The 23,315-nt window shown below is 58.6% G+C and carries 15 protein-coding genes; 3 read left to right on the top strand and 12 right to left on the bottom strand.

Annotation, left to right across the window (positions count from 1 at the left end; genetic code table 11):
- Positions 1 to 110: 110 nt before the first annotated feature.
- The 8 genes from hybE to I6L41_RS05250 all read right to left on the bottom strand — a co-directional run bounded on the left by hybE (position 111) and on the right by I6L41_RS05250 (position 11,382).
- Positions 111 to 650, bottom strand: coding sequence for a hydrogenase-2 assembly chaperone (hybE, locus tag I6L41_RS05285; protein WP_216962465.1), 540 nt, complete (start codon positions 648 to 650; stop codon positions 111 to 113).
- Positions 632 to 1,162, bottom strand: a complete 531-nt coding sequence (locus tag I6L41_RS05280; RefSeq protein ID WP_216962463.1) for a HyaD/HybD family hydrogenase maturation endopeptidase — start codon at positions 1,160 to 1,162, stop codon at positions 632 to 634. Before I6L41_RS05280 ends, hybE begins: the two co-directional genes overlap by 19 nt.
- Entirely contained in the window at positions 1,162 to 2,865 is a 1,704-nt protein-coding gene (gene hybC / locus I6L41_RS05275) for a hydrogenase 2 large subunit (protein WP_216962461.1), read from the bottom strand. Before hybC ends, I6L41_RS05280 begins: the two co-directional genes overlap by 1 nt.
- Entirely contained in the window at positions 2,862 to 4,049 is a 1,188-nt protein-coding gene (gene hybB / locus I6L41_RS05270) for a Ni/Fe-hydrogenase cytochrome b subunit (RefSeq protein ID WP_021230238.1), read from the bottom strand. Before hybB ends, hybC begins: the two co-directional genes overlap by 4 nt.
- Positions 4,042 to 5,088 (bottom strand): hydrogenase 2 operon protein HybA, encoded by a 1,047-nt coding sequence (hybA, locus tag I6L41_RS05265; protein ID WP_216962459.1) that lies wholly within the window; start codon positions 5,086 to 5,088, stop codon positions 4,042 to 4,044. Before hybA ends, hybB begins: the two co-directional genes overlap by 8 nt.
- 2 nt (positions 5,089 to 5,090) lie before the next feature.
- On the bottom strand, positions 5,091 to 6,224 hold the full coding sequence (gene hybO, locus I6L41_RS05260; protein ID WP_216962458.1) for a hydrogenase 2 small subunit: 1,134 nt from the start codon (positions 6,222 to 6,224) through the stop codon (positions 5,091 to 5,093).
- Between the two features lie 956 nt (positions 6,225 to 7,180).
- Entirely contained in the window at positions 7,181 to 11,209 is a 4,029-nt protein-coding gene (locus I6L41_RS05255) for an ATP-binding protein (RefSeq protein ID WP_216962456.1), read from the bottom strand.
- The gene (locus I6L41_RS05250) at positions 11,206 to 11,382 is read right to left on the bottom strand and encodes a hypothetical protein (RefSeq protein WP_158113075.1); all 177 of its coding nucleotides are present in this window, start codon (positions 11,380 to 11,382) and stop codon (positions 11,206 to 11,208) included. The genes I6L41_RS05255 and I6L41_RS05250 overlap by 4 nt, the downstream gene beginning before the upstream one ends.
- A 374-nt stretch (positions 11,383 to 11,756) precedes the next feature.
- On the opposite strand from I6L41_RS05250, the gene I6L41_RS05245 reads away from it, so the two are divergent.
- The 3 genes from I6L41_RS05245 to I6L41_RS05235 all read left to right on the top strand — a co-directional run bounded on the left by I6L41_RS05245 (position 11,757) and on the right by I6L41_RS05235 (position 17,873).
- The gene (locus tag I6L41_RS05245; RefSeq protein ID WP_216962453.1) at positions 11,757 to 13,373 is read left to right on the top strand and encodes a response regulator; all 1,617 of its coding nucleotides are present in this window, start codon (positions 11,757 to 11,759) and stop codon (positions 13,371 to 13,373) included.
- Between the two features lie 239 nt (positions 13,374 to 13,612).
- Complete coding sequence (locus tag I6L41_RS05240; RefSeq protein WP_216962448.1) at positions 13,613 to 16,525, top strand: HD domain-containing phosphohydrolase; 2,913 nt, start codon at positions 13,613 to 13,615, stop codon at positions 16,523 to 16,525.
- A gap of 301 nt (positions 16,526 to 16,826) precedes the next feature.
- Positions 16,827 to 17,873: a diguanylate cyclase gene (locus I6L41_RS05235; protein ID WP_216962445.1), complete on the top strand. Its 1,047-nt coding sequence runs from the start codon at positions 16,827 to 16,829 to the stop codon at positions 17,871 to 17,873.
- Positions 17,874 to 17,917: 44 nt separating this feature from the next.
- Here I6L41_RS05235 and I6L41_RS05230 read toward each other — a convergent pair whose 3' ends face one another.
- From I6L41_RS05230 to I6L41_RS05215, 4 genes are read right to left on the bottom strand one after another with little or no spacing between them, the layout of a single operon-like run.
- Positions 17,918 to 19,054: a glycosyltransferase family 4 protein gene (locus I6L41_RS05230; RefSeq protein ID WP_216962443.1), complete on the bottom strand. Its 1,137-nt coding sequence runs from the start codon at positions 19,052 to 19,054 to the stop codon at positions 17,918 to 17,920.
- A 12-nt stretch (positions 19,055 to 19,066) separates the two neighbouring features.
- Positions 19,067 to 20,338 (bottom strand): glycosyltransferase family 4 protein, encoded by a 1,272-nt coding sequence (locus tag I6L41_RS05225; protein ID WP_216962440.1) that lies wholly within the window; start codon positions 20,336 to 20,338, stop codon positions 19,067 to 19,069.
- Positions 20,335 to 21,741 (bottom strand): O-antigen ligase family protein, encoded by a 1,407-nt coding sequence (locus I6L41_RS05220; protein WP_216962437.1) that lies wholly within the window; start codon positions 21,739 to 21,741, stop codon positions 20,335 to 20,337. The genes I6L41_RS05225 and I6L41_RS05220 overlap by 4 nt, the downstream gene beginning before the upstream one ends.
- Positions 21,729 to 23,048, bottom strand: a complete 1,320-nt coding sequence (locus I6L41_RS05215) for a lipopolysaccharide biosynthesis protein (protein ID WP_216962435.1) — start codon at positions 23,046 to 23,048, stop codon at positions 21,729 to 21,731. Before I6L41_RS05215 ends, I6L41_RS05220 begins: the two co-directional genes overlap by 13 nt.
- Positions 23,049 to 23,315 lie beyond the last annotated feature (267 nt).

Below are 23,315 nucleotides of genomic sequence, written 5' to 3'. Positions count from 1 at the left end.
CCACTCACGGATCATCACTCAAAAAAGAGGCGGAATGCGTGTCTGAACATGGGAGTGAGGGGCCAAAATGGCCCCCTATTCTAAACTTGATTTCGCGTGAAACCTAGCGACTATGCCGGTTGACCGCGCCGGGCACCGAATAGCCGTCTGCGACCCAGATCCACGCCGACAGCCCCTTGCTGCACCGGCAAGGAGAGCAGCATCTTGAGGGTGCTGCTCACCAGTGCTCGCCCCTCCCCGGCCCCGAGATGAGGATCGAGCGGCGACATCAGGGAGCAGGCCAGCAACTGTCCCGTCTCGGGCAATTCACCCACCATAAAGGTCATGTTGCCGCAGGGGAGCTGCAGGGCGAGCCGATCGCTGCTGCTGCGCACCGGCCAAAGCTGATCCGGCCCCGGCAGCACCACCACGCTCAGCATCCAGGGGGTGAGCACGCAGCCGAGCCACTGGTCTTCAAACAACGTGCACTCCGCAACGATTGGCATGTCCGGGTGATAGAAAGGCAACGCCTGCATCTCTTCGCGAGCGATCCGCTCGTACTGGGCTACCAGCAAGGGTGCTGGATTGGTGGCAAAACCGGCAAACTCCTGTGCCGTCTCCGGTACTCTCTCCAGCACTCTCTCAGCCTCGCTTAAATGGGACTGCGCCATAGGCCCTCCCGCGCTTGTTCAGCTTTCTCCTGCTCAGAGAGCGGGATGGCGGGGGCACCGACACTGGCCAACAGGGTCAAAATCCGATCCGTCGCCTCCCCCATGGCCGCCGCCACCACAGGGGTAAGGCCGATGCGAGGTTCGAGGGATTCGGGCTCGACCCCGATCAGGGTGAGCCGCTTGGGCGACTCCCCCGTCATATGCAGCGCCGAGAGCACATCCGCCAACCCCAGCTGGTGCGGGGAGATCTTGCGGCCAAACAGGGTCGGGATCTCCTCATCTTTCAGAGTCACTACGGTGCCCGGCGGATTACCGCTTCGCACCGCATCCACCAGAATGATGTGATCGCGACTGGCCATCGCTTCGAGCAATTCCATGCCGGCGGTACCGCCATCGAGCAGCTCGATGCCGGGGGCGAAACGGTATTCCCGCCCCAGTCCCTCGACAATGCGAACCCCCACCGCCTCATCGCTCAACAGCAGGTTGCCGACGCCCAGGATCAGGATGTTCATCACAACACCTTCACCTGAGTTGTTTCGCCATTCTGGGTATCCACCACATGCACCGCGCAAGACATGCAGGGATCGAACGAGTGGATGGTGCGCACCACCTCCAGCGGCTTGGCCGGATCGGCTACGGGGGTGCCTACCAGCGATTGCTCGTAGGGGCCGGGTTCATCGTTGAAGTTGCGCGGGCCCGAGTTCCAGGTAGATGGCACCACCGCCTGATAGTTCTCGATCTTGCCATCCTTGATGACGATCCAGTGGGAGAGCATGCCACGCGGCGCCTCTTCAAAGCCCACCCCGCGAAACTCTTTGTCCGCCGGGATCTCGGCCTTGATATAGGCGGTGGTATCCCCCTTGCCGATGTTGTCCACCAGCGCCTTCCACTGATGTGACAGGGTATCTTTGAGCACGCAGCAGCGCACCGCGCGACCGATGATGCGGCCCATGGTGGAGTGCAGCTGTTCAGTCTTGATGGCAGAGCCGGTCAGCGCCTTGTAGATGCCGTTCAGCTGGTCGAAATGCGCCACCGTCTCCGGGTGCTTGGCGGCCAGCTTCACCAAGAGGTCTGCAAGCGGCCCCACCTCCACCACCTTGCCGTAGAAGGTGGGGGATTTGACCCAGGAGTATTTGCCATCATTCTGCCAGCCGGTGTAATTAGGCTCGGTCTTGCCCTCCCACGGCTTGAGGGGCTCGTCATCCTTGTACCAGGCGTGCTTGTTGCTCTCCGCAATACCGTCCATCAGCCAGCCATCCTGATGGCTCTCGATGGGGCGATATCCCGCCAGATTGCCATTCTCGATATAGCCGCCCGGCATCAGGAAGCTGCCGCCGTTGGCGTCGGTGGGGAGCTCCGGCACGCTCAGGTAGTGCTTGGCCCCCTGCCCCAGGTTCAGCCACTCGGGGTAGTGCGCGGCGATGATGGCAGCATCCACCTTGTAGACCTGCTCGATAAACTCGCCAAGCCGGTCGATAAAGCTCTTCACATAGAGCAGCCGCTCCAGGTTGAGCACGCTCGGTGCATCCAGATTGATGGGGTTGGCCACGCCGCCCACCGCCAGATTCTGGATGTGCGGGCTCTTGCCACCGAGGATGGCGACAATGCGGTTGGCATCGCGCTGGCACTCCAGTGCCTGCAGGTAGTGGGCCACGGCGATGAGGTTTACCTCCGGGCTCAGCTTCATCTCCTTGTGACCCCAGTAGCCGTTGGCAAAGATGCCGAGCTGACCGCTCGCCACCAGCGCGCGGATCTTGTCCTGCACCTTGGTCAGTTCATCGGCACTGTTGAGGGACCAGGTTGATACCCCCTTGAGCATGTCCGCCGCTTTTTGCGGATTGGCCTCAAGGGCCGCGGTGATGTCCACCCAGTCCAGCGCGGAGAGCTGGTAGAAGTGGACGATGTGATCGTGGATGTTGTGGGCCGCGATGATGAGGTTGCGGATGTACTGGGCGTTGACCGGCACCTTGGCACCGATGGCGTTCTCCACCGCCCGCACCGAGGCGATTGCGTGAATGGAGGTACATACCCCGCAGATGCGCTGCACTATCATCCAGGCATCGCGCGGGTCGTTGCCCTTGACGATCTCCTCCATCCCGCGCCACATGGTGCCGGACGACCAGGCTTTGGTCACTTTACCGCCTTCGATTTCGCAGTCGATACGCAGGTGCCCCTCAATGCGGGTGATGGGGTCTATGGTGATACGTTGGCTCATACGTTGGCTTTCCCTCGGGCCTGATAATCTTGGTGAACACGTTCAAGTGATGGCAGTACCGGCAAGAGCCGGATCAACAGCAAATAGGCACACACCTCGATGGCAACAAAGCCCAGGGAGATCAGCACCTCCTCCGCAGAGGGGAAGTAGTGGTAGCCATTGCCGGGGTTGAAGGCGAGCAGGGAGTAATCCAGCCGCCAGAGGGCGGCGCCCAGCAGCATGCTGAGGGCCCCCAGGAACAACATGCGCGAATCCCGGCGGCTCTTGTCCCAGTGGAACACCAGCAGCGGGAAGATCATCAGCGCAATCTCGCTCCAGAACATGATGGAGAAGCGATTGAACTCGGAGAGATACTCCGACTTGTCGTGGATGACGATCTCGGCAAAGCGCAGCGCCACAAACAGGATCAGGAAGATGTCGATCACCTGGGTCAGCTTGTAGAAGAGCGACTTCTCGTTGGGGCCCCGTCCCGCCAGTCCCGCCTGCACCAAGGAGCCCTCAAATACCACGATGGAGAAGCCCATGATGAAGGCGGTCAGCAGCGAAAAGACCGGCAGCAGCTCGTAGCTTTGCCAGAGCGGATGGATCTTCTCTCCCGCGACGATCATCAACGAGCCCATCGAGGATTGGTGCATGGTGGGCAGCAACGCCCCCAGCGCCAGCACGAAGAACATGATCTTGTTGAGGCGAATGAGGGACGCCTTCCAGCCGAACTTCTCCAGCAACACAGGCGCAAACTCCAGCGCCATCACCCCGATATAGATGGTCATGCAGACCGCCGTCTCGAACAGCACGGAGGAGGTGTTGAAGTGACCGGGCAGGTAGAAGTACGGCAGGTTCCAGTAACGCCCCACGTCGATGGTGATGGAGAGGCCGCCCAGCGAGTAGCCAAACAGGCTCGCCAACAGGGCCGGTCGCACCAACGGGTGATACTCGCCCCGGTTGAACACATAGACAGCCCAGGCCAGTGCCCAGCCGCCACAGGCGAAACCGGTACCGATCAAGAGATCGAACGAGATCCAGAGCCCCCATGGGTAGCCGCCATTCAGATCGGTGACCGAGCCCAGTCCGAAGACGAGGCGTTTCAAGATCAACATGCCGCACAGCACGGCAAAGGGGGCCAGCACCAGCACAGGCCAGCTGACCAGCTTGCCGCCGAGGGGATACGCCTTGTGGTTACTCATGATCCTTGCCTCCCTTTGTGGTGCCCTGATCCTTGATCTGCGCACTCCCCTGATCATGGCCATCATCGTGATGGTGATCGTGACCATTCTTGGTGTTGCGGCGGATCAGCACCGAGAGGCCGGTCAGCACCACCATGGGCAGCACCATCCCCTTGTAGAGGGTGTGCTGGATATGCTCGGAGCGGGCACCGGAGGAGAGCTCCGGCAAGTCGGGCATGTCGAGCTTGGTATAGGGCACCCCGGCCAGCACCAGCACCTGGGTGCCGCCCCCCTCCTTCTCGCCATAGACGTAAGGCTGGTAGTTGGGCACCTCGTGCAGGTAGGGGTCGTTGGCAGAGAGGGTCTGGCGCGGGTAGGCATATTCGCTGCCCGGAGTCGCCAGCAGTCGACGCCTGGCCTCAGCCATCAGCTCCTCCCGGGTGCCGAAGATCACGGCGCCGGTGGGGCACACCTCGACACAGCCGGGCAACTTGCCCTGATCGATCCGCTCAAGCCCCTTCTGGTTGCAGAGCTCGCACTTGTGGATCGCCCCCAGCGGGTTGTCGTAGTCATATTTGGGCACATCGAACGGGCAACCCACCATGCAGTAGCGACAGCCGGTGCAGACGCTCGGGTCGTAGTGAACGATGCCGGTCTTGGGATCTTTTTTAAGAGCCTGCACCGGACAGACAGAGACGCAGTTGGGATCGACACAGTGCATGCACTGCTTCTTGATGTAGGCGTAGCCATCCACCAGCTGATCCTTGTGCTCGCCAGTGCCGCTCTTCCACACCTGAATGATGTTGTTGGTGTAGGGGGTCAGCTTGTCGTTGTTGGACCAGGTTTGTGCCCCGGCTGGATTGGCCGGGTTGCCGTTAAGACGCTGACACTCCGCCACACAGGCCTGACAGCCGACGCAGAGGGTGGAGTCATAGAGCATGCCGAGCGCGCCGGGAATGGGCGGCTTGTTCTTGGCCGCAGCCAGTGCGGTGCCGGGTACGGCTGTGCCCACCGCCAGCGCACCGACGGAGGCAAATTTGAGGAAGTTGCGTCTGTTCACGGTTACTCCTCCCGTGATGGATGCTGCCCGGCTTCGTGGCGCTTCTGCTGGCGACCGAGTTCACGCACCGTCATCAGACTCACCCCCACCAGCACCCCGAGGGCACCACCAATAAGGCCGGTCGCGGTGGGCGAGGTATAGCCCCCCTCCTGGATCTTCACATCTGGTTTATCCACCCTCGGAGTCGGGTTTTCTACCTTGGCAAGCTGAAAGATCCCCTTGCTAAAACCGACCCCCTGCTCGTTACAGCCATAACAGGGGTGACCGATGCCGACCGGCCAGATGCCACCGCCCACATCGCAGAACTCCAGGGTCGAGCAGTTGCCGTAGGTCTCCGGCCCCTTGCAGCCCAGATGGTAGAGACACCAGCCCTGCCGGTGGCCCTCATCGCCAAACTCCTTGGCAAAACGCCCTGCATCGAAGTGCGGACGGCGCTCGCAGTTCTCGTGGATCAGCCGCTCATAGGCAAACAGCGGACGCTTCTTGCTATCCAGCGCCGGCAGCTTGCCGTAGGTGATGTAGTAGGCAACCGTGGTGAGGAAGTTGTGGGGATTGGGCGGGCAGCCCGGGATATTGATGATGGGAGTGCCGATATTGCCGAGCGCCTCTTCCAGGCTGACAGCGCCGGTCGGGTTGCCGCCGCTGGCAGGCACACCGCCCCAGGCGGCGCAGGAGCCGATGGCGACCACCGCAGCCGCGTCGGCGGCAGCACGGCGAATATGGTCGACGATAGGCTCACCGGCCACCATGCAGTAGACGCCACCATCTTTGAGCGGAATGGAGCCATCCACCACCAGCACATACTTGCCTTTATAGCGCTTGATGGCGTTGTGCTTGTTCTCTTCCGCCTGATGACCAAAGGCCGCCGAGAGCACCTCGTGGTACTCCAGCGAAATGGTGTTGAGGATCAGGTTCTCGATGGTGGGGTGGGTGGCCCGCAGCAGCGATTCGGTACAACCGGTGCACTCCTGCGCCCCAATCCAGATCACCGGCGGCCGTTCGGGGCTGGTGAGCGCAGTGGCCATCTTGGCGACGGCATGCTGACTTAATCCCAGGGTTGCGGCCATCCCGGCACACAATTTCATAAAATCACGGCGATTAATCCCATGAGCCGATAAAAAATTATCCTCGACCATTCTTCTTATTCCCGTAGTGAGCACTTGTTTGATAAATGCTTAATAGCGGAAATGCTAAGGACTCACCCACCCTGCAGTATTGATCTCTATCAATTTCGACCGGCTTACCCCTATTTTCATAGCGAGCCACATCACAAATGAAATTAATTACCCCCAAAGAGATATTTAGCATCCCCATAAATTTTATGAGCTTAATTGGATATTAAATAATTAATCACTGCATATCCTCTCTTTCACTGTGAGCCAAATTAACATGATTGAAATCTTGGCTATACCGCTCATTTCACAATACTGATGCCCACCAATAAATGATCCATTGAATATATCTTTACTCATCTCATTGCATATTCCATACAGTCATCCACGGAACAACCTCCTGACTTGCCTCCCCATACCAGAACTGTCTCACGGCCAGCTACTACCGGTAGCAAGCACGGCCTTCACGGCACGATTTACCTGCATGTCGCTTGGTTTCAGTTTGCATTTTACCTGCGCTTCAGTGCGACACGTTCTACTGCGAGCCCACACAACACAACCCCGCTTGGCCTCCCTGCCGTTTAACACCGCTTAATGAAAAGATGCCGCCGAGGTATGCATATCAATACGCTCCCCCCCACTCTTTATTGTCTTGGATACTGGTGAGAATAATATCGCGCTCACGGATATGTTTACGCATCATCGTGAATCTGCATTCAAATTAATGGAGAGAGAAAAGGCAAGGTGGAAGGCTGCCTTCAACATAGTGATCATATTTAACTCGCGATACATTCGCTCATCCGGTTACAGATGTTACTGCACGTATTCACACTATTTACCTTCACGTCACCCTGCGTAATTAACCATAGCGTAAATATCCATATCTATCGATATAGATGATAATTATTCTTGTTCAATGGCAACCCTAAAAAATGAGTTGGGATGACGATGAACATGACAAGCGATAAGGGTGTTAACCATCACCCAAGCAGTGGTGCCAGCAACTGCAGCGCCTTATCGAACTCGAACTCGTTGACCGCCCGGCTCACCTCTTGAAATGCAGCACGCAGCGGCAATGCACTGCCAGCCAGATCAGCCTCAATCTGCTGACAAAGCGCCAACGCCTGGGCATCGCTCTGTGCCAGCAAGGCCCCCAACTGCTGGAGTTGCGCCGCCAGCATCCCGGCATCGATGCCTCGGGAAGCGCCCATCGTCACAGGGGACACTGCCAGCGCGGCTTCCAGCCCAGACAGCAGGGGCTTCAGCTCGGCCATCAGGGATGGCAAGCGGGTTGCGAACCCTGCATCATCCCCCTCTTCACAGGCTTGCTCGAGCAGCGCCGCCTGATCCGCCACACCGGTCGCCCCTATGGTGCTGGCACTGCCCTTGAGGGTGTGAGCCAGACGCCGGGCCGTGACTTTGTCATCCGATACCCATACCGAGTGGAAACTGGCTTCAAACCCCTGCTGCCCGTTACAGAAGCGCTGCAACATATTGTGGTAGAGCGCACTGTCGCCCCCCATCACGGCCATGCCCCGCGGCACGTCAAGGCCGGGCACTTCTTGCCAAGGGGCCACATCGTCAGTCACCTGCAACTTACTGGCGGCAGCCAGTGGTCTGGCAGGCTTGATCCAGTGCGAGAGGGTCGCCAGTAACAGCGGCATATTCAAGGGTTTGGCGATGTGGTCATTCATGCCTGCCGCCAGCGCCTTCTCTTTATCCCCGGCCATGGTGCTGGCGGTCATGGCGATAATGGGGATCCGGGCCAGCGCTGGATCGGCGCGGATCAACCGGGTCGCGGTGTACCCGTCCATCACCGGCATCTGGCAATCCATCAGGATACCGTCAAACCCGCGATCTTGCGCAAGCAGGGCGAGCGCCTGTGCCCCATCGCAAGCACAGACCAGGGAGATCTGCTCCTTGCCCAGCAGGGCCAGCGCCACCTCCCGGTTCATGTCGTTATCATCCACCAACAGCAGACGAGCCCCCGCCAGCCCATGAGCGGGCAGCGCAACCTGATGATGGGGGCTTGCATCCGATAACGCCTCTCGTCCCACGGCATCGCCCCCCTGCGCCTTACACAATGCCTGACACAGTGCCTGCGGGGTAAACGGATGGGCCAGCACATCACACGGCGCCAACCCCAGCGCAGCAACATTGCTGGCAAGCGGTGCGGGATCGCCCGAGGTGATCAGCAAGATCGCGGGCGGCGCTGCCAGCGTGCCAACCTCCTGCAGCACCTCTGACAACCAGCTCTCCCCCTCCTGCCAGCCCAGCACAACTCGATCACAGGGTTTGCCCGCCGCGATGCCTTGATGCAGCAGTGCCAGCAGCGCGGCGGGCTCGTCCGCGCAGACAAGCTCAACAGGCAGCGCCGCCAGCTGATGGAGAATGGCCGCTCGCGAAGCAGGATACGACTCCAGCAACAGCAGACGCTGCGGCGCCAGCGGCATGGCCACACGTTGCTCTTTCTCCTTACCCTGATCCGCCAGGGTGGCGAGACAGATACGGAAGTGGAACTCGCTGCCCTGCCCCGGGGTGCTCTCCACCCGGATCTCCCCGTGCATCAGTTGCACCAGATTGTGCGTGATGGCCAAACCAAGACCGGTGCCACCATATTTGCGGGTGGTCGAGCTGTCAGCCTGTTCAAAGGAGTGGAAGAGACGCTGGCACTGCTCGGCTGTCATCCCGATACCGCTATCCTGCACACTGCCCTGCAGCCAGATCTTGCCATCTCGCTCGTTACTGCGTGCCAGCCGGACAATCACCTCTCCCTGCTCGGTGAACTTGATGGCATTGCTGGTCAGGTTGAGCAGGATCTGGCCAAGCCGCAGGGGATCGCCGCACAAACGGTCAGGCAGATCAGCGGCCAGATCGAACAGCAGTGCCAGCCCCTTTTCCCGCGCCCGAAACGCCGTAAGATCCGCCAGCCACTCGAACACCTCGTTGAGCTGGAAATCCACCTTCTCCAGTTGCAGCTTGCCCGCCTCCATCTTGGAGAAGTCAAGGATGTCGTTGAGGATCCCGAGCAGGTTGTTCGACGCTCTGTCTATCTTGCTCACATAGTTGTGCTGCTCGGGGGAGAGGTTGGTTTGCAGCACCAGATGGGCCATGCCGATGATGGCATTCATTGGCGTGCGGATCTCATGGCTCATGTTGGCCAAAAATTCGCTCTTGCTTCGGGTGGCATCTTCGGCGATCTGCCTAGCTTCTAGCATGGCGGCCTCAGCCTGCTTGCGGTCGCTGAAATCGAAGATGATCCCGTCCAGATAGATGGCCTTACCCTCGGCATCATAGGTGGCGAGTCCGATGGAGTAGACCCAGCGGAGCTGACCCCAGCGATCGAAGATGCGGTACTCGTTGATGTATTGCCGATGTTCGGCAATGGCATCGATGGTGTTGCGGTTGCTCAGTTCGAGGTCATCAGGATGGATCAAGTCACCAAAATCGCGGCTGTTATCGACAAAATCGCTGGCGGGATAGCCGGTTAATTTTTCCGCCTCGTCGCTGACGAACAACATGGTCCAGGGATGATGAGGCAAGCAGCGATAGACCATACCCGGTACGTTGCGCACCATGGACTGGATCCGCTGCTCGCTCTCGTGCAGCCGCTGGCGATCTGCCGCTATCCGGTCATGAGCCTCCCGCATGGCCTGCTCGGCGGCACGGATCGGGGTGATGTCGACCAAGCTGCCGACCGCACCGCTTCGCTCGCTCTCGGCAAGCTCGATCCCCGAGAGAAAATAGAGCATGTCCAGAGGACGGCCATCCGGCGAAAACAGGCGCACCTCATGCTGCGTTCTGGCCTGGCTGCCAGCCACCCTCAACAAGGTGTTGTCCTCATCCGCCGAGTCCAACCCGGCAAGTTGGGGCAACTCCGCCAACCGCTTGCCCTCGAGCGGGCGGGCACCACCAAATGAGCTGGTAAAGGCGCGATTTACCCCCAGCAGGCGACCCTGATTATCGGTATAGAAGAGAGGATGTGGCAGGGTATCGATCAATGCCTGCTGGAAGGCAAACTGCTCGTTGCGCTCGCGGATACTGCGGCGACGCAACATCCGCCCCTGCCAGAGCAGGGCCGAGCTCAGACATATCAACAGGGCGGTGCCGAACAAGGCCACTCGCCGCCATCCTGACACGGCCTGTTCCACATTGCCCAACAGCAGCAGCGTCCACTGCCCTTTGGCATCGTGCCACTCGATAGGCATGCGGCTCACCAGATAGCTATCTTTCCCTATCCGAACTTCACTGCCATCGAGTGCAGGCAGGATCACCGGTTTGCGATCCGGGGCAAAGTAGTGTCCATATAGGCGAGAGGCAAAGAGCTGCTGTTGCCTGGCGGCAGAGTTCGGTCCCACCACCGCCATTTGCCAGTCGCTCTTGTTGCTGGCCATCACCACTCCATCTGGCGAGACCAGCAAACCGATGGTATCGCCCCACCCGGCCAGAAAGGTATCGAGCAGCGCCATCTCGTAGCGCGCTACCACCACCCCGGTAATGTCGCTTCCTTGCGCCCGATCGTGAGAGACTGGCGCCGCCACATAGATCATCCGCTTGCCGGTATTGAGGCTAACCCCGGCATCTACTGTTTCCAGCCCCTTGAGCCCTTGCCTGAAGTAGGAGCGAAACGACACATCCTGCCCGACGACATGGCGGCCAAGCGCATCCCAATCACGGACAATCACCCCTGCTTTATTGGTAACAAAGGCATGATTGGCCTTCACCCCCTGCGCCAACACCTGCAGAGCTTCGCTCGGGCTCAGCTCCCCCCGCTCGAGCAGTGACGATTGCTGGATCTCGCGGTTGAGGCGGCCAGCCAGTTGCACCGCCCCCATCCCCTTGCTTGAGAGGGTCAGTTGCTGCAGATTGTCGCCCTCGCGCTGAATGCGGGTATCCAGCGACTGGCGATACTCCTGCCGCTCCAGCTCCAGATAGAAGGCGTCGACCAGCGTGGCCAACATCAGGGAGAGCAACAGCACGGCAGCAATGTGCCAGAGACGCGATTTCATGGTTGACAGCATGCTCCATCGTTCTGCCTGGCCATCATCAGCACCGCCTCACAGGAGAAGACGTGCAATAAAAGGCACTCACCGAGCAGCGCATTCATCAACTTGTGGCAGCCACTCTTATCATCAACCAGCAGCACCATAGGATGAGCCGCGCTCGGGGCAAGATGTTCCATATCTCGTGATTCTCCCTGCCAAGATGGAGGATGGCGACCCCTGCCAACCTTTCTCACACCATAACGGATCCCCCGACAGGCAGCCATGACAACCCGGTTGAAATGTGCGCACAACCCGACAGGAGCCAGCAACTCACAAGGGATAAATCGGATACAAGAAAAAAGTGGATATGGGGTAATGGCGGTTGTACACCATCAGAAGATGGGTCAGCACCAACGGTATGATGATATCGGATTGCTCTCTTTATCACGTTGGGTGATGAGCCAGCTTGCAGATTTATATTTCCAGCGCAAGGTTGCAGAGGTATCGGTTGACCGGGGTCATGCACCCTATATTATCATGCTCAAAATGAGCTGGCAGGATACAGCGACAGATGGGCACATCAGATAGCCATATGGACATAGCAAAAATAATTTCCGGGCCCACGCTGGTACTGGAAAAAGATAATGTGCACAGCGATGCGCTATGCAATCAGTTACGAGCCATTGGCATAAGCCAGATTACGGTGGTGGAGAGTGTCGAGGCGCTGGAACGTTGCGTGGCTGATGGCCCTGCCGCCATGATCATCTGCAATATCGATCTCGATTCGGCAAACTTGCTCACGCTGCTGAAAAATATTCGCAGTAGGGCACCTCATCACACACTGCCATTTTTGACCCTGACCTCAGGGACAGATCGCCCATTGATCGAACAATTTGTCCAGGCGAAAGTCTCTGACATTATCTTGACCCCGCTCAAGCCCGATACCCTTAAAACCAGGATCACTCGGCTGCTGTTGGCAACCAGCCAGTCGCAGCCCCCACTTTCACAATTTGAATTCGGTCGTTTGCACCGTTTTTCCAACAGCGATCTGGTCGCCAGCAATCAGGATAGTCCAACCATTCTGGTGGTTGACGATGTTCCAGATAATTTGATGCTGATCACCTCGGTATTTCGCAAAGAGTTTCATCTCAAGTTGGTCAAGGATGGCGAAAAAGCGATCAGGATCTGCCAATCGGATAATCCACCCGATCTGGTGCTGCTCGATATCATGATGCCCAACCTGAACGGATTCGATGTCGCCAGAATTTTGCGTGAACATCCCCACTCTGAGCACATCCCCATCGTCTTTATGACGGCACTGGATGATATCTATTCCCGTAAACGGGCGATGAAACTGGGGGCCGTCGATTTTATCACCAAGCCGATCGACATCGAGATGCTGCGTTTTCGCATTGCCAATCTGATGCGGCTGGTGCATGCCAGAAGAGATCTGCAAAAAGAGTTCGATCAGATGCTTGAGCTCAATGCGCTCAAAGAGAGCCTCGAGTTCAATATCCGCTATGAAATTCGGGAGCCCCTGCTCAACGCGCTACACCTGCTGGAAGAGCTAGCGGCCGACTCATCGCTCAACATGCTCCAAAAAACCCAGCTATCCATCACCAGAAAATCTGTAGGCGATGCACTGGCATTGACCCGGCTGGCCAGCGAGATTTACCAGATTGAAACCGGCACCTTTGTTTTGAAAGCGGGTAAAGTCCAGCTCTTTAATATTTTCAACCGGCTTTCGGTGCAATTCAAAAATCTCTATGCCGGGAAAAAGCTCGATATCAAGCTGACCAAACCCAAAAATTACCTCTATGACGAGCTATTCATCGCAGGTGACGAATTTCTCTTTTATTCCGCGTTTCAAATATTGACACGGCTCGCTTGTGAGCATGCGACGCCCTCCTCCTGCGTGGAAATTGTATGTCTGAAATATCCCGACAGCATTATTTTAAATATTGATAGCTCGACCTTGCTGGATATCAACAATGTCCTCTCTCTGTTCGACAGATTCCCATCATCTAATAACAACAAAGAAGCACACAGTCACAATGGCTATCATGGCAAAATCATGCTGGAAGCTCATGGCGCCACCGTTACTGTGTCGCTGGATGAAGAAACCAGGCTGCTGAATATCTCGGCGTCCTTCCCGCAAAAAGAGGGTTTCAATCCATCTCCAGAGTGAAAAGAATCACGATCACAGAACTCTGCGGTAACATCGCCGTGGATCATTTTTGGCTACTGCGATGGGTGAATAAACAAAAGGATTTATCACCCCTTTCCATTTATCGTCATCTGGTGGTTTACGCAACGGGGTCTCTTTAATGCAAGCAGCAAGGGCGAACACCATGAAGCTACCTATTATCCTGTTGGGCTATCTCATTTATACCCCACTCAACAAACCCATCCATTTACGGAGATAACATGAATCTCATTCGCCGCGTTATCCCCTTGTATGTTCATATTGCCCATCTGTTTCTGGGTTTATTGCTGGTGTTTGCCTTGATCACTCTTAGTCACCAATATCGGCAAACCAAAACCATGCTGATGAAAGAGGCTGAAGAGAGATTCACCCTGATTGGCCAAATCACCACTCAGGCTTTAGAAGGGCTGTTCAGCACCTCAGCTTTAAGCGTCAATCTGCTCGCCCAACAGCGCCTGACCGAAGCCAAGACCCTGTCAGAGCGAATGGCCAGCCTTCCCTACATGACAACCCTGCTCAAAGGACAACCTTCTGCCAACGCGGTGTATGCCGGTTACAACAACGGCGATCTATTCTGGCTCATGCGCTGGCCTGCCGATACCGAGGTACAACACCTAACGCCGCCCGCCAATACCCGCTGGATCGTGAAGAGCATCCGGCATCAAGAGGCAACCACTCTTACGGAGACCTTCGCGCTGGCCGACAATCTCACCATCATTGAACGGCAAGAGGAATCAGGACAATTTTTTGATCCAATAGAGCATCCATGGTTTATTCAGGCCAAGCAGAGTGGACAGCTGGTGCAATCCCCTCTCTATATCTCGCACGATACTCAGGAGATGTACCTGAGTTTTGCCGAACCAATGCAAAATGGGGCTGGCGTCATAGGGATGAGCCTGAACCTCCGAGCTATCGAGCGCCTGCTCAAATCCGCCAAGATAACCCCCAATATGCGTCTAGCCATCGTCAATGAGCAGGGCGAGCTAATGACAAGTCATAAAGGTGGGATGCTGATTCATGAACATGGCGCTTATCGACTTGCAAGAGTGACCGAAGCCGACCTGCCTATGATACAACACTTGATGAATGCCAGTCAGAATCAGAACGCAGATAGTCTTTCCTTTAAATCAGAGGGCAATGATTGGCAAGGAATGCGTATCACTTTACCGGAAGCCGATGGGTCAAAATTAACCCTCTGGATTGCAGCACCTGTCGATGAGTTGCTGGCCACCGCCTTCACCATCCGCAATCAGACCTTCCTTCTGTCGGGCATCTTCCTGATCTTTGCCCTGTTCGCGGCCATCAAGCTCGCCAGAACCGCCGCCAGGCCCCTTGATGACCTGACTCAAGAAGCAGGAAAAATCGCCCACTTCGACTTCAACGATCCGATCAGAGTCAACTCCTATATTGCTGAAATCATCGATCTCTCCCAGGCCATGGGCGACATGAAATCGACCATCCAGCGCTTTTTGCAGCTTTCCACCTCCCTCTCCAGCGAGACCAGTTTCCCCCGCTTGCTGGTGCGGCTGCTCACCGAAATGCAGCAACTGACCGGTGCAACAGGCTGCATGCTCTACCTCTCCGATAGCGGCAACAAGACGCTGGATCTGGCAGGGTTGTGCTGGAATGGCGAGGTGCAGGAGCAAACGCCGATCCACAGTATCGGAACCCTCAATCAGCCAAAACATCCACTGTTCCAGAGCTTGCAAGGAGTAGAACTGGAACCCGTTGCGTTGGTCACCAGCGAATTGCAGATCCTGTTTCCCTACATCGAGGAGAGCGACACACCACTGACCTTCTGGCCGATTGCCCTGAAAAACCGTGATTGCCAACTGCTCGGCACCCTGGTGTTTCTGATCGATGAACGGAAGAAGTCACTGACCCCGCAGCGGATGGCATTTGTCAACGCGCTCTCTTCCACCGCCGCCGTGGCACTCACCACCCAGCGACTGCTGGAGGAGCAGCGCAATCTGCTGGAAGCCTTTATCCAGCTCATCGCAGGGGCCATCGATGCCAAGAGCCCCTATACCGGTGGCCACTGTCAACGAGTCCCCGAACTGACCAAGATGCTGGCAGAAGCGGCATGTGAGGCCAAGGAGGGCCCCTTCCAACACTTCTCGCTCGATGAAAAACAGTGGGAAGCAATACATATCGCGGCTTGGCTGCACGACTGCGGCAAAGTCACCACTCCGGAGTTTGTGGTCGACAAGGCCACCAAGCTGGAAACCCTGTGCGATCGCATTCACGAGGTCAGGATGCGCTTTGAAGTGCTGAAACGGGATGCCGAGATTGCCTACTGGCAGACACGTCTCCATGGGGGTGATGAGGCCACGTTACAGGCCACGCTGCAACAGCAATGGCAACAGCTGGATGAGGAGTTTGCCTTTATCGCCCATTGCAACGAAGGGGGCGAATTTATGGCCACAGAGGATATTGCAAGGCTGCAGCAGATCGCGGGCCGCACCTGGCAGCGCACGCTCTCCGATCGGATTGGGATCTCTCAGGATGAACTGGCGCGCAAACAGCGGGCCGCAGAGTCACCGCTGCCGGTCACCGAACCCTTGTTGGCCGATCGCCCAGATCACCTCTTCACCCGCAGCAACCGCGACCGCCTTGCCCCTGACAACCCTTGGGGATTTCAGGTCAACACCCCTGAATACCTCTATAACCGCGGCGAGCTCTACAACCTCGCCATCCGCCGGGGCACCCTCACAGATGAGGAGCGCTACAAGATCAACGAGCACATGATCCAGACCATCATCATGCTCGAAAAACTCCCCTTCCCCGCCAACCTGAAACAGGTGCCGGAAATCGCAGGGGGACACCATGAGAAGATGGATGGCACTGGTTATCCCAAGCGGCTGAAACGGGACGAGATGAGCATCCCTGCCCGGATGATGGCCATCGCCGATATCTTCGAGGCGCTGACCGCCGGCGATCGCCCCTACAAGAAAGCCAAATCTCTCTCGGAGGCCATCCGCATCATGGGATTCATGCAACAGGATCACCATATCGACCCCGAGCTGTTTGCGCTCTTTCTCCGCTCTGGCGTCTACCTGCGCTATGCCAAGCGTTACATGAGCCCGGAGCTCATTGACGAGGTGGATATCAGCCCCTATCTCGCCAGCCATTGATCGCCGCGAGGCACTCTGGGTTACCTGATGCCTGCAGTCTGGGGATCTGCATACAGACCCGCCGTCTTGTCACCGGTGGTCACCCCGATGCGTAATAGAGATGGGGAGGATATGCACCGGACAGCCATGCTAATCCTCTCCAAGGCACCTTGTTCTGACTGACCTTACGGACACTTGCCAAGTGCGGGAATTGAACAAAAAGCGAGAAAAATCAAGATAGATAGCCAATTAAAATGACATAATTGACTATAGTTCAATCGAACGTTTGAAAAACGTGACCACTTCACATGGGCCCAGCGCAATGACCACTGAACGGGAACAGTTGATCCGCTCACTGTTTGATGAGTACATCGAGCTGTATTCATCACGGGATGATCGGCTCACCACGCGGTTTAGCGACAATTTCAGCGGTTTTGCCGGCAGCAGTGATGTTCTGGTTACCGATAGGGATGAGTGGATCCGGATAACCCGCCGCGATTTTACCCAGATCCCGGGAAGGATCCGCCTGGAAATACTCGATGTAACCCTGCAAGATCTGGCCGCGGATGTGGTGGCTGTGACCGCCTTCTTTCATATCCATCTACCGAAATCAGAACCTATCCTCTCCCGCAGAACCGCCAGACTGGTATTGATTTTTCGACACGAAGCCATGGCGTGGAAAATTGCTCACAGCAGTATCTCCATCCCTTACAGTGCAGCTCGGGAAAGCGAAATTTACCCGATGACCAGTCTGGAGGAGCGCCAACATGAGCTGGAGCTCATTATCGAGCTCAGAACCAAGGAGCTGGCGGAAGCGAACCGGAAACTGGAAGCGCTCAGCAATACCGACGGGCTAACCAATATCGGCAACCGTCGTCTGTTCGACAACTCATTGAACCAGGCCTGGGAACACTGTATTCAGACAGAGATGCCGATTGCGCTCATCATGCTCGACATCGATCATTTCAAGCAGTTCAACGACCTCTATGGCCACGTTGCCGGTGACGAGTGCCTTCGATTGCTGGCCCATACCCTGGCGCAATCCGGGCGCCGCTCGGGGGAGTTGGTGGCTCGCTACGGCGGAGAGGAATTTGTCATCCTGTTGCCACATGTCGAGCGTCAATCCGCCTATGAAATTGCCCAACATATCCAGCGGCTGATTTGTGCACTCGCGCAGCCACACGCACAAAATGCCACCGGTCTGGTGACCGTTAGCATGGGTGTTGCCTGCCTCAGACCATCGAGTCACTGGCAGCCATCTGAACTGGTCAAACTGGCTGATGCTGCGCTCTACACCGCCAAATCATCCGGCCGTAACTGCATCAGAGTGGCGGAGTCACCCAGCCTCCCGCAACCAGTCTGCCCATAAGTCCCTCATACGCCCCCATCCTCCCCGTGGGGAACCACTGCGCGCTAACCATGCACGGCAAGGCTCAACGCATCCCATCGCAACATACTTTCCCACTGATCCACTGTGCTTTGATAGGTATCTGCCGCGTTGTAATGGACCATGGCATGCAGGCGGGCATGATGGCCAAGTCGCTTGACCACGTCGGGCATGGCATTGAGGCTGGCCAGCACCCGCGCCAGATCGCCGGGGTCGTTGGGCTGATATTTACGGCAATTCACGTCATCGGTGAGGTGTCGATCCCACCAGGCGCCATCGGCCGGGATCACAACGCATAATCCCGCCGCCATGGCCTCCAGAATGGAGAGACCAAACGGTTCCTGATGGCTGGTGGAGACAAAAATGCCGCATCGAGATCGGATCTCGTCAAGATTTGCGGGGTTGGCATACCAGTGCGTGTCTGGCAGTTGTGGCTGAGGCTGGCTGCAGGGTTGCAGCGTGCCCTTGGGCTGCAGATAGCACACCATCAGCTCGGGGCGAGCGTCAGGGATCAGTTGATGGGCGGCCAGCATGGTCTCCAGCCCCTTCCAGCGCAGCAACGAGGCCGCCCACAAAATACGAGGCCCCCCCAGAGTCGCTTTGGGCCAATCAATCTCGCTCAAACCATTGGTAAATGGCTGCCAGTGTGACGGGAACTCGGTCTCGCCAAGCCGGGCCAGCAACGCCGCCAGGGAGCAGCGGGTTGATTCGAGATAAAACACAAAACTCGCCCGTTGCAAGGCTCTGGCAGAGAGCCCCGAGCACCCCACAGGGCCATGGATCAGCTGAACCACCCGGCACCGCAACCCGCGGGCCGCCCAGTAACAGCAGAGATCCACCCCCGGCCCGGACGCAGCTACCAGACACGTCACCTGCCCCAAGCGCAGCACCAGCCAGAGGATCAGCAGGGTCTGCCACCCCTGTTTGAGCAGATAGCCGATGCCGGACTCCCGCCCCTTCAATATGTGGGGCAGCCAAAGAGGATGATGCTGACAACGGGACCAGGAGTCGGGATCCTGGGTCAACACATGGCATGTGAGCCCGGGCATCCGCTTGGCCAACTCATCGAGCAGCACTTCGGTCGCAACCTTGGAGCCACCGCGAAACGGGATGGGATCCACGACGATGATCTTTCCAAACACCGGCTCAGTTTGCATGCTCATCTTGCTGCTCCCTTACTCTGGCACCTTGCGGCGGCCAAACCCCAGTTGCACTTTTTGCGCCACTTTTGCCATCCCACTCGCCAGCATATTGCGACCTCTGGCAAGGAGTCGTTGCCCCGCCCAATGAATGAGTGGTCGGAAGGGTGTGGGGGCCGTTGCGTGCCAACGACCAGCCAGCGCGGCGTCCCACACCGCCGTGACCCCGTCGACATAGCGCGCCACCGTGAACAACTGTTCGGCACGCAACTTAGCGGCCCGCCCCATCGCACATCGGCGCTGCGGATTGCTCAATTGCCGCCAGTGATCAGCCATCTCGACCCAATCCCCCGGGGTTGCCAGCAAGCCAGTCACCCCCTCCTCCACAACTTCCGGAATGCCGCCCACCCGATAGGCACTGACCGGGAGCCCCAACATGCCCGCCTCCGCCAACGTCAGACCAAACACCTCCTCACGGGCTCCGGAGACCAGCAGATCCACCCCGCCCCGCAAGATAGCCGCGCTGTCTGGTCGCTCACCGAGAAAGTGGACCCGCTCGGCCACCCCGAGTTCGACAGCCAACGCCATCAATGCTTCCCGCTCCGGGCCGCTGCCAATAATCAGCAACTGAGCCTCCTCCCCCGATGCCATCAGGGCAGCCAGCGAGCGGATCAGCAGATCAATCCCCTTGCGTTTGATCAGGGAGCCGACGGTTGCGATGACCATATCCCCCGGGGGCAAGCCCAGCATGCCGATGACCGGCCAGTGAGCACCACCATTCAGACGAGCGGCATCCACCCCGTTGGGCACCCGGATCAACCGATCGGCCGCGCAGCCATCCTGGCGCCAGCCGGTCAACACCGGCTCGCTCACCCCGATCAGCACGCTGGCCTGATGGACCCGCAGGCTGAACCTGTCTCTTGGCTGGTAACGGGCATGGAGGTGGCACACCAGCGGCACCTGCAACGCCCGACAGACCCCCGCCAGCCACTGACAAGGAGCCGCGCTATTGGCATGCACCAGCTCAATCTGCCGCTCGGTGATGAGCTCTCTGGCTCGCCGGGAGAGGCGCCGATGGGCAGCAAGATCAAAGCGGGGCGCCTGCCATCCCAGCAGCAGGCTGAACGGCTCGACCATGGTTTCGACCCCGAGGGTGGCCGCCTCTGCCGCCAGCGTCGGGCTATTGCACCAGAGCAACGGCGTAAACCGGCTGCGATCGAGGTGGGCCAGCAGATCCAGCAGGCAGCGTTCGCTGCCGCGGATCCAGTCCTCTCCGTAGTGAACCAGCAAAACAGGGGTTGCGTTCATCCTCTTGCTCCCTTTGGTGGCACTGCTGGCAACCGGGTTGCCTCCTGATGATCCTCAGCGGTGACCTTCACCTCTGTGGCCGCCTGCTGCACGTACTTGATGGCGGCGACGGCCAGCGCCAACTCCAGATAGATGGGCCAGGTAAACCCCTGGGTCAGGAAGGAGCCCGAAATCACAAACCCCACCATGCTGGCCATCACCCCCTGCATCGCCGTGATCACTGCAGGAGGCATGCCAGCAAGCTGACAACGCCAGCCACTGCGCAGGGTCACCGTCACCATGCCGATAAACAGCGCCAGCCCGACAAAGCCGGTTTCAGCCAGCACCCCGAACCAGGTGGAGTGCACCGCATGATTGAGTCCATCCCAATGGGGGCTGTAGAAGAAATAGTTGTAATAGAAATTGGACAAGCCCACCCCCACCAGCGGGTGGCCCAGCGCCATGCCCCAGGCCGCTTGCCAGGCGTAGATCCGCCCCATGGCCGAGGCATCGACCCCGCTCTCGGCGGCGCCGCCAGATGCCCGGTCGCTGATCCCGGCAGCGGCAAACAGCACCACCAGCGCGACCATCCCCAGCGAGATCAACAGGGTTTTCGACTTCACCCGCTGCCAGGCAAACAGGCCACCAACGGCGCAGATACCCAGCAGACCACCCCGGCTCTGGGTGGCGATAATGGCGGCCGCAGTCAGCGCAAAGCCAAGCCCCCCCAGCAAACGCCCCCCCACCCCATTGCCCTGATTGAGCAGCAAGCTCAGCGAAAAGCCGGCAGGAAAGAGCAGCACCAGCGCCAGATCGTTGGGATCCCCCAGCACAGAGCCCAGCTCGCGCCCTATGGTCACCCGGGTCCCCTCCACCAGCCCGATCCCGCTCGCCTTGTTGTAGAGGGCCACCAGTGCCACCAGACAGCCCGCTACCACGAAGGTGCGCACCGCCAACGCAAAATCCCCCGGGGTACGCACCAGCCAGGCGGTGGCCAGGGTCATCAGATAGATCTTGCTGTAGCTGCCGGTCCAGGTGGCGATCGCCTCGCCCCGGTTGCTGGCAAACAGCACACCGATGGAGACCATCACAAAGAAAGCCGTCAGCCAGCTCAGCGCTGGACTCCAGTAGGGCTTGATCCGGCCGGTCAGCAAAATGTGCCAGACCAGCGCGCCGATGGCGGCCAGCGAGAAGAGCTGCGGGATCTTGAGGGGATAGAGCTGGGGGAACACCTCATGCAGCCGAAAAAAGGAGAAGGTGACAAATCCCAGCACCATCAAGAAGGGCCAGCGCAGGGCAAACCAGATGGCGGGAATGGCAAGGCCGAGCACCGGCAGCAGCAAGGGATGGGGCAGCCGCCACCAGAGCAGAGCCAGCACCAGACAGATGGCGCTTGCCCAGATGGCTGGCGTTAGACGAGCCATGATCCTGCCCACCATTGGCCGAGCCAGACCATCGCCATCGCCCCGAGCGAACTGGCCCAGAGGGTCGAGAGGCGATACGGCAGCGGCAGCAACCGCTGGCTCACCAGATAAAAGGCGAGCGCCCGCACCAGATAGACCAGCAGCAGGGTCCAGATCACCCCAGCGACCCCGAAGGGGGGGATGGCGAGCAGAAAGCCTGCCACCCCAAGAGCGCTGCAGCCCAGATTGATCACCATCTGGGCATTGCTCTTCTCGCCGCTAAAGCAGCCGACATTGAGCAAGTCCGACACATTGCGCACCGCCATACCCAGCACCAGCAGCGGAATGTAGGCGATCGCCCCGTGATAGCTCTCCGGGGTCAGCCAGCGAATAAGCAAGGGGGCAGTGAGCCCGACAATCCCCGCGGTGACAAACCCCAGCACCGACCCCATCACGCTGTAGTGGGCATTGAGTCGCAGTCCATCCGGCTCGCGCAGCAGCATGAAACGGCGGGGATACCACCAGAGAGCAAAGGGTTGCAGCAACAACCCCACCGCCAGCGCGAGCTTGCCCGCCACCGCGTAGTAGGCAAGCAGCGCCTCCCCCACCACATCGGCCAGCAGCCAGCGATCCAGTCCGCTCAGGGCAAAGCCTGCCAGCCCGCTCACCACCAGGGGTAATCCATAGCGCAGCAGCGGCCGATAGTGCTGCCAGTCAAAGCGGATCCCGCTATCTCGCCACTGCCAGAGGCTCAGCAGCAACGCCAGTGCAACGCAGGTCAGGGTGCCGGAGGCCAGCACCCCGCTCACGCCCCAGCCGAGCCAGAGCCACCAACCGGTCAGCACCGACTGGATCACCGCCTTGCCTGCGGTCGCCACGAAAAAGAGCCGGGCCTGATTGCGCATCCGCAGCCATGCCAGCGGCACGCCGATCACCCCTTCAAACGGCAGGGCGCAGAGCACCCAGCGCACATCCGCAAGACGGGTTTCCACCGGCAGCCAGACTTGCACCAGAGGTGCCAAGAGCCAGAGCAGCGCCAGACTGGCCAGGGCAATCAACCAGACCAGCCCAAACATGCGGGCCACCACCTGCAGACGCTCCTGCTCATCTTTCGCCAATCCGGCAAAGCGGTAGAGGGCATCCACCAGCCCGAAGCCCAAAATAAGGGAACCCAGATTGATGAGGGTCAGCAGCACCTCCAGCTGGCCGTATTCACGAGGCAGCAGCTGATGGGTCAACACCGGCAGCATCAGCAGGGAGATCCCCTTCATCAGGAGCAAGCCGCCGGCGTAATAGAGCATGGCAATCTGGTTCACACCAAGTTTCATAGGGCCTCCCAGCCACCCGAAGCATCCTGCTCCGGGTCAGCTACCGCTAATGCAAAGCCCACGCCACTCACTCCCGCCCTGAAGCGATAGCCCCTCTGTGCGGCTTAACCGGCCTGAACAAGCCCAGAATGAGACTGGCATTTGCGTTTTGCACAACGCTGGCTGCAAATTGCACCGACCGGCGCAATCTGCCCCACCTCTTAGCCCCATTTGGCCCGATCCCGCTGGGGTCGTCCTGTTGGCCCGATCCCTGCTTTCTGCATAGCG

The organism is Aeromonas sp. FDAARGOS 1411, assembly GCF_019047125.1.
Lineage (GTDB): Bacteria > Pseudomonadota > Gammaproteobacteria > Enterobacterales > Aeromonadaceae > Aeromonas > Aeromonas veronii.
Note: the sequence above shows the minus strand (reverse complement) of the source record. Positions and strands in the feature narration are given on the sequence as shown.